11 protein-coding genes are annotated in these 13008 nt (G+C 64.6%); 4 read left to right on the forward strand and 7 right to left on the reverse strand.

Features of this window, described 5'->3' with window-relative positions; genetic code table 11:
- The first annotated feature begins 377 nt into the window (after positions 1–377).
- Positions 378–821: an REP-associated tyrosine transposase gene (locus tag GRB96_RS09685; RefSeq protein ID WP_161431950.1), complete on the forward strand. Its 444-nt coding sequence runs from the start codon at positions 378–380 to the stop codon at positions 819–821.
- Between the two features lie 142 nt (positions 822–963).
- Here GRB96_RS09685 and vapC read toward each other — a convergent pair whose 3' ends face one another.
- The gene (gene vapC / locus GRB96_RS09690; protein WP_023004962.1) at positions 964–1371 is read right to left on the reverse strand and encodes a type II toxin-antitoxin system tRNA(fMet)-specific endonuclease VapC; all 408 of its coding nucleotides are present in this window, start codon (positions 1369–1371) and stop codon (positions 964–966) included.
- On the reverse strand, positions 1372–1602 hold the full coding sequence (gene vapB, locus GRB96_RS09695) for a type II toxin-antitoxin system VapB family antitoxin (protein ID WP_023004963.1): 231 nt from the start codon (positions 1600–1602) through the stop codon (positions 1372–1374).
- 178 nt (positions 1603–1780) lie between these two features.
- Here vapB and GRB96_RS09700 point away from each other — a divergent pair, with 178 nt between their 5' ends.
- Together GRB96_RS09700 and GRB96_RS09705 are read left to right on the forward strand one after the other, a co-directional pair.
- On the forward strand, positions 1781–2449 hold the full coding sequence (locus GRB96_RS09700; RefSeq protein WP_161431951.1) for a MiaE family protein: 669 nt from the start codon (positions 1781–1783) through the stop codon (positions 2447–2449).
- A 35-nt stretch (positions 2450–2484) separates the two neighbouring features.
- Entirely contained in the window at positions 2485–6393 is a 3909-nt protein-coding gene (locus GRB96_RS09705; RefSeq protein WP_161431952.1) for an ATP-binding protein, read from the forward strand.
- A 44-nt stretch (positions 6394–6437) separates the two neighbouring features.
- Here GRB96_RS09705 and GRB96_RS09710 read toward each other — a convergent pair whose 3' ends face one another.
- From GRB96_RS09710 to GRB96_RS15680, 3 genes are all read right to left on the reverse strand, one after another.
- Entirely contained in the window at positions 6438–7250 is an 813-nt protein-coding gene (locus tag GRB96_RS09710) for an alpha/beta fold hydrolase (RefSeq protein ID WP_161431953.1), read from the reverse strand.
- Positions 7251–7339: 89 nt separating this feature from the next.
- Positions 7340–9403 (reverse strand): autotransporter outer membrane beta-barrel domain-containing protein, encoded by a 2064-nt coding sequence (locus GRB96_RS09715; protein WP_161431954.1) that lies wholly within the window; start codon positions 9401–9403, stop codon positions 7340–7342.
- 300 nt (positions 9404–9703) lie between these two features.
- Positions 9704–9847 carry a hypothetical protein gene (locus tag GRB96_RS15680; protein WP_240894149.1) on the reverse strand — a complete coding sequence of 48 codons (144 nt, stop codon included), beginning with the start codon at positions 9845–9847 and terminating at the stop codon, positions 9704–9706.
- A gap of 121 nt (positions 9848–9968) precedes the next feature.
- Between GRB96_RS15680 and GRB96_RS09725 the strand changes: the two genes are divergently transcribed.
- The gene (locus GRB96_RS09725; protein WP_161431956.1) at positions 9969–11135 is read left to right on the forward strand and encodes a nucleotide sugar dehydrogenase; all 1167 of its coding nucleotides are present in this window, start codon (positions 9969–9971) and stop codon (positions 11133–11135) included.
- Between the two features lie 264 nt (positions 11136–11399).
- Here the strand turns inward: GRB96_RS09725 and GRB96_RS09730 are convergent, their stop codons facing one another.
- Both GRB96_RS09730 and cysQ read right to left on the reverse strand, forming a co-directional pair.
- Complete coding sequence (locus tag GRB96_RS09730; RefSeq protein ID WP_161431957.1) at positions 11400–12107, reverse strand: phosphoadenylyl-sulfate reductase; 708 nt, start codon at positions 12105–12107, stop codon at positions 11400–11402.
- A gap of 128 nt (positions 12108–12235) precedes the next feature.
- The gene (gene cysQ, locus GRB96_RS09735; RefSeq protein WP_161431958.1) at positions 12236–13006 is read right to left on the reverse strand and encodes a 3'(2'),5'-bisphosphate nucleotidase CysQ; all 771 of its coding nucleotides are present in this window, start codon (positions 13004–13006) and stop codon (positions 12236–12238) included.
- Between the last annotated feature and the right edge of the window lie 2 nt (positions 13007–13008).

Consider the following 13008-nt stretch of genomic DNA (forward strand, 5'->3'; position numbering starts at 1 on the left):
GTGGGAGCTGGACTTGTGGGAGCCCGATTTATCGGCGATGGAAGAGGCCACCGGGAGCCCGATATTGTGGGAGCTCGATTTATCGGCGATGGAAGAGGCCACCACAACACAGCCAGGCACCTGTCGGCGCCATCGCCCGGAATCCGGGCTCCCACAAGTGACTCGCCTTCATCGCGGTGCCTCCCAAGGGAGGCCTGCAGCCTCCATCGCCCGGAATCGGGGCTCCCACATCAGCTGCAGGGGCACCTCCTCCGGGAAGGCCCGGGCCTATAGCCCTGTGGGAGCCCGATATTGTGGGAGCCCGATTTATCGGCGATTGGTGGCCTCAACATCTCCTGTCTATCTTGATATCACAGAGTCCGAAGAGCCTCAGTCGCATGTCCCCCCGTTCCCATGCCCTTCGGCGAGGACGCCGTTCGCTGGAGGGTCATTACTATCTTGTAACAGCGGTTACATTGAACCGAGCTCGCTGGTTTGATGTTCCTGAATACGCCCAGGCTGCCTGCCGTGCCTTTAATTCTCAGTCGATTACAGTTGAGGCAGGTACCCTTGCTTTTGTTGTCATGCCTGACCACGTCCACTGGCTGCTGGAGTTGCACGGCAACCTTTCTGAGGCTGTTCGCCGCTATAAGGCCATTGTGAGCCATAGGGTGGGTGCGGGGCTCTGGCAGCGTGGTTTCCATGATCACTGTATTCGTAAGGAGGATAACGTGATCAAGGCCGCTCGCTATATCGTGGCCAACCCACTTCGCGTGGGAATAGTCGACGATATCCTGCAATACCCTTACTGGGATGCCGTCTGGTTGAGTTCAGACTCTTGAAGGATGCGGCCATGGGGGGTACCGCCATCGCCGATAAATCGGGCTCCCACAAAAGCCGAGAGCTGGCTTACCTTGGGAGGCACAGCTATCGCCGATAAATCGGGCTCCCACAGCAATCGGGCTCCCACATCAGCTGCAGGGGTTATCTGGAGTTCACCCAATCCTCCACCCTTAACCCCGGTACTCGTTCGAACTCCTGCCGGTTGTTGGTGACCAGGATCAGGCCGCGGGATCTGGCATGGCCGGCAATCATCTGGTCATAGGGACCGATGGGAGTGCCGCCTCGGGCGAGTTCGGCCCTTAGCTGACCGCTGTGTGCAGCCGCCTCGTTGTCATAGGCGAGCACGTCGAGGCGCGCAGCGAAGCCCTCGATGACTTCGAGATTTCTCTCTGGCGCTGCCGACTTCTCTGCTCCATAGATCAGCTCCATCAGGGTGATGGTGCTGATGCAGAGTTGATGGTGATGCCGCTTGAAGGCTTCGCGCACCTCGGGTGGACGGTTCTTGATGGTGTAGATGCAGATATTGGTATCGAGCAGGTACTTGAGCATTCAGAAGGCCTCGCGTTCCTGCTCGGGGGGTTGGTCCCGGTCGGCCATGAAGTCGGCCGAGACCGGCGGGCCGTCGAACCAGCTGTCCCAGGATTCCCCGGCCGGGGTGATGATCCGTGTGCGGCCGATGGCGATGATCTCCACGCGTTTAACGTCCTCAGGCAGGGCGACGGCCTTGGGTAGCCGAACCGCCTGGCTGCGATTGGTCTTGAACACGGCTGCCTGTTCCAAGGTGCGGCTCCTTGAGGTTGTGGAAGGTGTGCCATTCAATCCTAGTCGTAGGATGGGATATGTCAAAGGGATATGGCAGGCCGGTTCCCACCAAGGTCGAATCCCCTCCTATCCGGACTCTGTTCGCGCTACCATGACGTTTTAACGTTATCTTCACCCGGTGAGACGCGAACCGATCATGTCCGAGACCCTGACCGAGCCTGTTGTCGTGGCCGACACCAGCGCCGCCGTGGCCGATGCCGAGGCGCTGCTTTCTGCCGAGCTGCTGGAATTTCTGGGCTGTCGCACGCCCGATGCGTGGGTGGCGTGGGCGCTGGAGAATCCCGAGCTGCTGTTGATCGACCACGCCCAGTGCGAGAAGAAGGCGGCCTCCACCGCCATGAGCCTGCTCTACCGCTATGTCGACCAGCCGCTGCTGCTCACCAAGATGAGCCAGCTGGCGCGCGAGGAGCTGCTGCACTTCGAGCAGGTGGTCAAGCTGATGGAGGCCCGCGGCATCGCCTACCGGCACCTGAGCGCCTCGCGCTACGCCGAGGGGCTGCGTCGCCACGTGCGGCCCGCCGACCCCGAGCGGCTCACCGATATCCTGATCATCGGCGCGCTGATCGAGGCCCGCAGCTGCGAACGCTTCGCGCGGCTGATTCCGCACCTCGATGCCGAACTTGCCAAGTTCTATCGCACTCTGGTTAAGTCGGAGGGACGCCACTATGAGGACTACCTGATGCTGGCTCAGCACCTGAGCGACTCACCGGTCGAGTCCCGAATCGCCTTCTTTGTCGAGCGCGAGGCGGCGTTAATACAAGAGCCGGACACGGCCTTTCGTTTTCACAGCGGTGTGCCGGCCTGATCCCGGCCCGCCGCTCAGGACGCAGGAATACCACGATGCGGGATGCCTCCGACGTCGCCGAGACCCTCACCTCGGCTCGGCTGACACTCTTCGGCCACTTCTCGCTCTCTCTCGGCGAGGACACCCTTACCCAGTTCAGCTACGACAAGGTCAAGGCGCTGCTGGTCTACCTGCTGCTGCACCATCAGCCGGTCAGCCGCGCCACCCTGGCCGAGCTGCTGTGGCCCGACCAGGGCCTCTCGTCGGGGCGCACCAACCTGCGTCACGCCTTGCATTGCCTGCGTCAGTCGCTGGGCGAGCACGCCGATGAGGTGCTGGTGGTCTCGCGCCAGACCATCGCCTTCCAGCTGCCCGAGCGCTGGACCCTCGACCTGCATGATATCCAGCAGCTGCTCGACGGTGAGCGTGACCTGCCGACCCTGGCCACCCTGCTCGAGCACTATCAGGGCGATCTGGTGGAGGAGCTGCAGATCGCCAACTGTCCCGAGTTCCAGCGCTGGATGGTGCAGGTGCGCAACGACTGGCGTCAGCGGGTCATCCGCTTCTCCGAGGCGGTGCTCGAGCGCTTCGAGAGCGTGCCCGACTCGCTCCTCGAGACCCTGGTCAACCGCTTCTCCGGCTACGGCCCCTTCCACGAGCGGCTGGTCCGCCAGCTGGCCGAACAGGGCCAGCTGGCCGCCGCCCATGAGCAGTACAACGCCTACCTGCAGCTGCTGGCGCTCTCCGGTCAGCAGCCCGAGCCCGGCTTCCTGCAGCTGGCGCGCTACTGGTCCGACGCCCAGGCCGATGCCGCCGGCGCCGGCAGTGTGGGCTTCTCGCGCACCATGGCGGCGGACAGCTCGCCGCTGCGCGAGGACGAGATCGAGCAGCGCCAGCTCTCGGTGATGGCCATTCGCCTGCGACTCAAGGCCGACCTCTCGACCCGCCCCGCCAGCCGGGCCTGCCTGATGCTGCAGTTCGAGCTGATGCGCTGGCTGGAGGAGCAGTGCCACCACCTGGGTGGCTTCTGGCTGCCTGGCGCCACCGGCGGGCTGGGGCTCGCCTGCTTCGGCACTCATGGCCCGGCGCACCAGCTGGCCGAACTGGTGGCCCTCTACGAACATTGCCGGCGCATGCTGCCGGAGGAGTCCGCACGTCATTGGACGGGGGAGGGCGAGCCGCCGCGTGTAGAGCTCGCCGCCGGCCTCAACAGTGGCCGGGTGATCTACCTGCCCGAGCGCCGCCTGGTCGATCCCATGGGCCAGGTGACTCAGGGCTCCCTGGACCTGATGGGCGCCGCCGAAGGCAGCGAGCTGGTGATCTCCCAGGACGCCAGCCAGCATATGCCGCCGGCGCTGGACCTGCAGCCGCGGCTCAGCTCGCGGCTGGTGGCCAGCGACGGTCGCGTACGCCTGCGCGCGCTGGTCCTGGGGGCCAGCGAGGGCGGCCGCGAGGCCCTGCCGCCGAGCCTGGTGGGCCGTGAGACCCAGCTGCGCAGCCTGCGCGACGCCCTGGCCCGGGCCGGCATCGGCCTGCGCCAGAGCGTGCTGGTGCGTGGCCCCTCGGGGATGGGCAAGTCGGCATTGATGGTGGGCTTCCGTCAGCTCGAGCAGAGCCGCGAGGCCGCCATCTGCTGGCAGCCCACCACCCGGCTCTCGGTGCAGGAGCCCTACGGCGTGGCACGCAAGCTGTTGCGCTGGCACCTCGGCCATGAGTGTGATGTGGATAGCCTGCAGGCACTGTGCGAGGCGCTCGATGCCCCCGAGCTCGACGAGTCGCGCTGCCGCCTGCTGCAGGAGGCCCTGGGCGCCCGCGAGGCCCACGCCGTGGCAGAGCTCACCCAGAGCGGCGAGGCGGTGGAGCTGGTCGTTGGCCTGCTGCAGCGCCTGATCGGCCAGATCGCCGCCGAGCGCACCCTGGTGCTGATGATCGACGACCTGCAGTGGCTCGACGAACCCAGCGTCAAGGTGCTGGCTGGCCTCCAGGCGCGCCTGCCGATCAACTGCGGCTTCATGCTGGTGGCCAGCCACCACGGCCGCGAGGGTTTGCCTGCCAAGCTGCACTGGGACCAGCAGATCACCCTCGGCAAGCTCGACGCCATGCAGTCGTCGCGGTTGCTCTCCCAACTGGCGCGGCGCTACCGCATCCATATCAGCCCGCGGCTGCGCGGCCAGATCATCGAGCGCTGCGATGGCGTGCCGCTCTACCTGCAGGAGATCGTGCGCCGCGTCGACATGGACCGCCGCGAGGGGCGCAGCGTGCAGCTCGACGAGCTGCCCCACGGCCTGCTTGGCCTGCTCGCCAGCCGCATCGACCAGCTCGATGGCGACCGCGAGGTGGCGCATGTGGCCGCGGTGCTGGGGCGCCGCTTCCGCTACGACTTCCTCGCCGAGTGCAGCGAGCTCGATGGGGCCCGGCTGACCCAGGCCCTGGAGCAGATGCGCCGGCTCGAGATCATCGAACCGGTGGAGGGCGATGACGCCGGCCGCGAGTTCCAGTTCACCCACCAGCTGCTGCAGGAAGCGGCCTACCTCTCCTGCCCGCGGGACGTGCGCAGTGCCATCCACCGCCAGGTGGTCGAGCTGATCGAGGAGCGCTTCCCGATGTGGATCGGCCGCCACCCGGGGGACTTCGCCACCCACCTGCGACGCAGCGGCCACTTCGCCCGGGCCGCACGCTATTACGAGCTGGCCGCCCGCGAGGCGCTCAAGGTCAGCGCCAATCGCACCGCGCTGAAGATGGCCGACCTGGGGCTGGTCAGCCTGCGCCAGGTGGCCGGCCAGACCGAACGCGAGATCAGCCTGCTCACCGTGCGCGGCCAGGCCGCCTTCGCCCTGGAAGGGCACGGCTCGCGCACCGCCCACGAGAGCTTCGTGCGGGCCCGCGAGCTGGTCAGGGCGCTGGCCGAGGAGGGCGAGAGCGTCGATCTGGAGCAGGCCTTCCTGGTGAAGTGGGGGCTGTGGGTAGGCTGCAGCCAGCGCCACGCCCACGCAGACGCCTTCCGCCTGGCGACCGCACTGGCCGACCTGGCCCGCCAGCTCGACGACCCACGTTATTCACGCCTGGCCGAGTACGCCCAGGCCAGCTGCGAATACTGGGCCGGACGCATCCCGCTCGCCTACGACCACCTCGACGAGATCAACCCGCTCGAGTGCGAGATGATGATCGAGTGGCTGCCGTTCTCTGACCACCCGCAGGTGGCCGCGGCCTGCTTCCAGGGCTGGGCGCTGTGCCTGCGGGGCGACTATCGCCGTGCCGAGTTCCAGGTGGAGTCGGCCATTCGCCTCGCCGAGCGCATCGGCCACCCCGGCAGCCTGGCCATGGCGCTGATGTACGCCGCTGCCCTCTATCGCCAGCTGGGCCACGTGCACCTGGCCGCCGCCCGTGCCGAGCGCGCCCATGAGCTGACCGGCACCCCCGACCTGCACCTGTGGCAGATGGCCGCCCGCGGCGTGCTCGGCTGGCAGCGCGCCATCGCCGGCGACCGCGACGGCCTGGCCCAGATCGAAGCTACTCAGGAGGAGCTCACTGAGCTCACCGGCCGCGATCCCTACAGTCGGCCCTCGTTGTGGCTGGTCGACGCCTGCATCGCCCTGGGAGAGGTCTCCCGCGCCGAGGACTACCTCGACCAGGCGCTGGTCCTCGCCCGCGAGCGCACCACGCTGTTCGTGCCGGAACTCGCCGTGCAGCTGGTGCGCGTGCGCCACCGCCTGGGTCATCCCCGCGAGGAGCTTGTCGCCCTGATCGAACTGGCTCTGAACCACGCCCGCGAAGACGGCAACCTCCACCAGCAGATCGGTGCCCTTGAGGCCTGGCTCACTCTGATCGACCCCGCCGACGCCGGTGTCCGTCAGGAGTTCCGCCAACTCCTCGCCGAGGTCAGCTACAGCGATGCCCCCATCCTCACCCGCTGGCACAGCCTGCTCGACCGCGCCCAGCCCAGGGCGATGGATACCGCGTTGTAGGAGGACCGGGCGCCGTCAGGCGCCCGGGCGGTGCTGCCTATTTCTCAATCGAGTGCTGTTCTGACCCCCCCAAAGGAATGATTCGCTCCCGGCACGACGATGATTTCGGCGCCGGGAATTCTCCTGGCATACTCCACGAATACTGCCGGAGGAACCTCGCGATCATCTTCGCCAAAGATCAGCGTGCGTCGCACTTCGTGACGCCATGCCTCCCTACCGGAAGGGTTCAAGGAATCGAAGAGCGGGGTAAAGCCGTGGAGCCTGCTCCATCGATCGATATCGATCGGCGCCGCATAGGTGATGACGCGATTCACTTCCGGTACGACCTCTGCCATCAGCAGGGCCAAGACTCCACCGCCCGAATGGCCGATCAGCGTCACTTGATTTACGCCAGGCTGCCGATTGAGCCAGTTGCGAAGACCGCTTGTCATGGCTTCCACGACTCGCTCCGAGTACCGGGAGAAGGTCCACAGCGCTGGATGACATGCAACCTCGGGCCCCATGCCGAAATAGCAAGGCCTGCCCAGATAAAGGGCCGGTGGCGACACAGCGAGAAACCGCCGCAACATCGGCGTATGACGGGGGGTGGGGTCGTCAGAAACACGCCGGCCACCGCTGATCCAGGGGCGGCCATCGCCTTCGATGAATACCGTGACGCTGTGTCCGTTACCCAGTCGCTCGGCGGCGGCCAGCTGGAATCCTGCGCCGCTCAGGGAAATGATGCCAGCAGCATGCCCCTCAGGCAGGCGTGAGGCCACCCCACCGCTCGATGCCACACATCCCACCAACAGGCTGCAGAGGCCGGTAACTATGCACAGTCGCATCACTCGGATGGTCCAGCTGATGATGACGGTCATGAGAGCGTGTTCGCCCTGCGTGAGAAGAAACAAAAAAGGGGCGCGTCGCCTCGCGACACGCCCCAAACAGTACCACTGAAGATCTTGCCTCAGAACTGCTGGCGGAACTGCAGCATCACGCCGTACTCATCGTAGTCGCTGTGGCCGAAGATGGTGTCGGCGTTGAGCGAGAGACTACGGTTACCGCCGATCTCCTGCATCAAGCCCACACTGACGCGCCCGTAATTGTCATCGGGGCGCGGTACATCCACGGTGAAGACATCATTGGGCGAGGCGGCGAATGCCGAGGTGACCGCGGTGGAGTCGTCCTTGAATTCATGCTCCCAGGCCACGGCGGCGGTGGCGGTGGTGTTGTCACCTACCTGGTAGGCGGCCCCCAGGCCCATCTCCCAGTTGATGGACTCGAGTCGAGAATCCTCGACCCGGAGAGCAGCGGCGCCACCGGACTCGGTGAAGCCATCCATGTCCACGTTCTGGTAGTTGAGGTACACGAAGGGCTGCACGGCGAACTTGGGCGTGACCGGGATATCCCGGAGCATGCCCAGCGAAGCGAAGGTGATATCGGCATCGGTGCTGCCGCTCACCCGTCCTGCCCCGGTATCACGATCGGCGTCGATGTCCATGCGGCTATAACCCAGGCTTGCCTCGAGGTAGAGGTTGGGGACCAGCTCATGGCTACCGTAGAGGTTGAGACCGTAGCTGTCGCTGTCGGTACCGCCTGACCCAAGGTCATAGTCGGCGTCGCTGTTGGCGTAGTGAAGTGCCACGCCCCCCTGGGTCTTGTCGTCGAAGTACTTGTCGACACCGCCCACCAAGGTATAGGTGTCACTGTCGTAACCGCTGGTGCTGTCGTTGCCTTCGAAGTCACCGTTGGTGTAGTGACCTCGGAGGAAGTAGCCGAACCCGTCGCGATCGCCCGAGGCAGCGCCGCCGCGAAGCTGCTGGGATGCCTCGATCTGACGGTTGGTCAGCGCCACGTTGCCGTCGTAGTAGTCCATCACATCCACGTTGGCGACGTTGGTGCCGGCCTGGCGCAGAGTGGCCATGCGCTTGCGCAGGGTGCGCATCACCATCTGGCCGTTGTTCAGCGCGCTCTGCAGCATCTGGCTGACCTGGTACTGGGTCAGTTTCTGTTGCTGGGCCACGCTGACCTGCTGGCCAAGGTTCTGCACGTTGGGATTCTGGCTGGAGGAGATGGCCGCGCACACCTGAGCGGCCGCACCGGTGGCTGCTGCGCAGTTGATGCCGATCACGGTGCCTCCACCACTGGCGGTGATGTTGGCCACCAGCTGGGCGAGGCTGCCGGAGAGAGCGTTCAGAGCGGTGGTGTCGGTGTAGACATCACGAAGCGCGTCGATATCGATCACGATGCCACCGGTCTTCAGGGCCACCTCGGTGTAGTCTGCCTGGGTGTTGCTGCTGGCGGTGCCGAACTGGAAGCCTGTCTTCTTGACGATGGTGCCGTCGGCCTGTTGCACATAGGCGGTACCGCTGGTCGGGTCATCCCCCACGATGGCGATGGCAGCATTGCCGTCGGCGTCCAGGAAGCGTTGGTCGACCACCGCGTGAACCGTGGTTCCGGTCCGCTGCAGCTCGCTCTCGATATAGCTTTTTTCCAGCTCGGTCATGCCCTGGGGCAGATGGCTGGTCTGCAGGTTGGTGGTGTCGTTGTCGCGATCCTCATCGGTGATCAGCATGATCGCCTTGCCGACAGATGAACGGAAGGTGTAGTTGCGGAAGGTGTAATCGATGGCACGATAGCCATCCTCTGTGCCTCCGCTGGTGTTAAGCTCCGGCGTTGTGTTGTCGAAATCCTGAGCACTACCCCACACGTCATCCGGGTTTCGCTCCAGCCAGAAGTGGCGATAGAGCGCGCTACCCTCTTCGCGGCCTGCTTCATTGCTGGTAGTGGACTGGAAGGTGCTTCCGCCGAAGCCAACCAACCCGTACTGGTTCAGGGTGACCCCTTCATTGTTGAGAAACTGGTCCAGATTATCGACATAGGTGCCGATGAACTGGTTGTGCTCGCCGGCCATGGAGCCGGATTCGTCGATGACGACCGCCATGTCCAACGACGTCACGGCCTGCTGGGCGTGGGCGGTACCTGCCACCGCCACGGCGGCGGCGATCAAGGTGGGCTTGAACAGTTTCATGGCTAGGTTCCCTTGCTGGCGGCAGGCTCGGGTTCTCGGGCCCCAGTCCTTGCCGTGCGCATTGCTGATGATTCGAGGCCGCAGATTCAAATAGGGCTCTGCTGCTCCGGTTTATTGTCTCTTGCCTGAAACGAATCGATGCCCATGGCACCTTTAGCGTATCAGCTCTGTTAAGTTATGAAACATTATGCCATTCGTCCATCAGCGAAAGCGTCGGTGTCATGTAGGAGAATGCTTACATCATCAGTGGCTCCGGCCTGACGAGCAGGAATCCCTGGAAGAGGCGGTAGCCGCGGGCCTTCAGCCAATGGAGCTGTTCTTCGGTCTCCACGCCCTCGGCGGTGACCTCGAGTATGAGGGGTTGGCCAGCGTCAGGGTGGTGTCGACGACGGCGACGTCCGGCATCAGGTAGAGTTCGCCGATCTCCAGCAGGGCGATGGCCATCGGCCGGTCCCGCGGCGGAAGGGCGGCGAGGCAGCGGATAGTGAGCAGGGGCACACAACGCGGTGTTGCGCCAGTATAATGTGGCTCTGACACTTCCTCACGAACACCGAAAGGACTCACCATGAAGATCGCCATCGCCGGTACCGGCTACGTCGGCCTCTCCAACGCCATGCTGCTCGCTCAGCACAATCAGGTCGTGGCGCTGGATATCGTTCCCGAGAAGGTCGAGGCGCTCAACACGGGCCGCTCGCCCATCGAGGATGCCGAGATCAGCGACTTCCTGGCCCACCGCGAGCTCGACTTCACGGCCACCCTGGACAAGCAGGCCGCATACCGCGACGCAGACTTCGTCGTCATCGCCACGCCCACCGACTACGACCCGATGACCAACACCTTCGACACCTCCAGCGTCGAGGCGGTGATCCAGGATGTGATGGCCATCAACCCGGCGGCGGTGATGGTGATCAAGTCCACCGTGCCGGTGGGCTACACCGTGGAGGCCAGCCGGCGCTTCGGTACCCAGAACCTGCTCTTCTCGCCGGAGTTCCTCCGCGAGGGCAGGGCGCTCTACGACAACCTGCACCCGTCGCGGATCATCGTCGGCGAGCGCTCGGCTCGCGCCGAGACCTTCGCCGAGCTGCTCAAGCAGGGCGCCGAGAAGCAGGACATCCCGGTGCTCTTCACCAACAGCACCGAGGCCGAGGCGACCAAGCTCTTCGCCAACACCTACCTCGCCATGCGCGTGGCCTACTTCAACGAGCTGGATACCTACGCCGAGACCCACGGCCTCGACACCCGTCAGATCATCGAAGGCGTGGGCCTGGACCCGCGCATCGGCAAGCACTACAACAACCCCAGCTTCGGCTATGGCGGCTATTGCCTGCCCAAGGACACCAAGCAGCTGCTGGCCAACTACCAGGATGTGCCGAGCAACATGATCCAGGCGGTGGTGGATGCCAACCGGACTCGCAAGGACTTCATCGCCGAGCAGGTGTTGGCGCGCAAGCCAGGCGTGGTGGGCATCTACCGACTGATCATGAAGACCGGCTCCGACAACTTCCGGGCCAGCGCCATGCAGGGGGTGATGAAGCGCATCAAGGCCAAGGGCATCGAGGTGATCGTCTATGAGCCGGCGCTGGAGGAGGAGACCTTCTACGGCTCCCGCGTGCTGCGCGACTTCGCGTCCTTCAAGGCCGAGGCCGATGTGATCCTGAGCAACCGCATGGCTGAAGAACTCGCCGATGTGGCAGACAAGGTGTACACGCGGGATCTGTTCGGCAGCGACTGAGGCGGGGCAGAACTTGGGACTAAGGTGCTGGTGCCCCGTGCGAGCACGGTACCGTACCCTTGGGGTCTGTCCCCCGTAGTTGTTGTAATAGCGAAAGGCGCCGGGGACAGGTCGTAGAGGGGGTCCTATGCCAGGGATGGCATCGGTAGCGCCCATGGATGGGTTCACAGCGCCCCCTCGAAGGCCTGTCGCCGGGAAAGCCTTGAGCGGTGCTTGCTTCAACAGTCCAGGGGGCTGCCCCCAGGGCTTGCCCTCAGCTAACTGCTACAGATGCAAACCACACTCCCGCTGCATGCCGAAGAAACGGGTCTCCTCTTCAGTCATGCCGGGCTGCAGCGGCTGGCTGGTGTGCCAGTCGCCAACCGAGGTGTAGCCCTGTTCCCACAGTGGGTGGTAGGGCAGGTCATGCTCGGTCAGGTAACGGTGCACGTCGCGGCTGTGCCAGTCGATCAGCGGATAGACCTTGTAGCGGCCATCGCCACGCTGCTCCACGACGGGGCGCTGCTCCCGGGTGCTGGACTGCTGGCGGCGCAGCCCGGCGAACCAGGTGCCCACCCGTAGCTCATTCAGCATCCGTTCCATCGGCTCGACCTTCATCAGCCGGTTATAGCGTGTCAGGCCTTCCTGACCCTGCTCCCAGAGCTTGCCGTGGCGCATCTCCAGATGCCCCGGCGACAGCACTGGCCTGGCCACCTTGAGGTTGAGATTCAGCCGCTCGGTCAGCTCGTCGACAAAACGGTAGGTCTCGGGAAACAGATAGCCTGTATCCACCAGCAACACCGGCAGGTCCGGCACGATGCGGGTCGCCAGGTGCAGCAGCACGGCTGACTGGATGCCGAAGCTGGAGCTGAGCACGAAGGTGCCAGGCAGGTTCTCCAACGCCCACTCGATACGTGCTTGCGCCGACTGAGATTCGAGCAGCGCGCTGGCATGGTCGATATCGATCTCTTGCTGTAAGGCCGCAGATCCCATTGGGTCACTCCGTCTACTCGGTTTCCCCTAGAGTAGAGGGCATTTGACAGATAAAAAAGAAATCAATATCTATTTTTTGATCTCTTTTTGGAATATGCGGCCATAATCGGGGTTGGTGGTTCCGGCGCCTACCTCTCGCCCCACACCACGAAGTAGGGATTGAGCTTCTCGGCGGCAGTGGCGTAGGAAAGCGCCTCGCCCTCCAGGGTCTCCACGCGGCCGCCGGCCTGCTCCACCACCGCCTGGGCGGCGCCGGTGTCCCAGAGGCAGGTCGGGCCAAGGCGCGGGTAGACGTCGGCTTTGCCCTCGGCGATCAGGCATAGCTTCAGCGAGCTACCCATGGGCACCATGTCGTGGCTGCCGAGCTTCTCCAGCCATTCGGCCAGATCGGGACTCGGGTGTGAACGGCTGCCGACCACGCGCCAGGTGGTGCCTTCGGCGGGCTTGCCGGCCACACGGATCGGCGTGCGCTCCCCCTTAGCATCGACCTTGAAGGCCCCCACGCCCTGGGCGGCGAGATATGAAACTTCCAGCGCTGGGGCCACCACCACGCCGAGCACAGGCTTGCCGTTCTCGATCAGGGCGATATTGACAGTAAACTCGCCGTTGCGCTTGATGAACTCCTTGGTGCCATCCAGCGGATCCACCAGCCAGTAGCGGCCATTGGCATCGGCGCCCTCGAAACCCTCGGCATCCTCCTCGGAGAGCACCGGAATGCCCTCAGGCAAGGCGTTCAGGCCGGCGACGATGACCTCATGTGCCGCCTGGTCCGCCTCGGTCAGCGGGCTCTTGTCCTCCTTCTCCTCGATGGAGAAGTCACGGGCGTAGACCGCCATGATGGCATCGCCGGCCTTGAGGGCGATGCTGTGCACGTCGTTCAGCAGGGTAGAGAAATCCATGG

It is taken from the genome of Halomonas alimentaria, from assembly GCF_009902005.1.
Taxonomy (GTDB): Bacteria; Pseudomonadota; Gammaproteobacteria; order Pseudomonadales; family Halomonadaceae; genus Halomonas; species Halomonas alimentaria.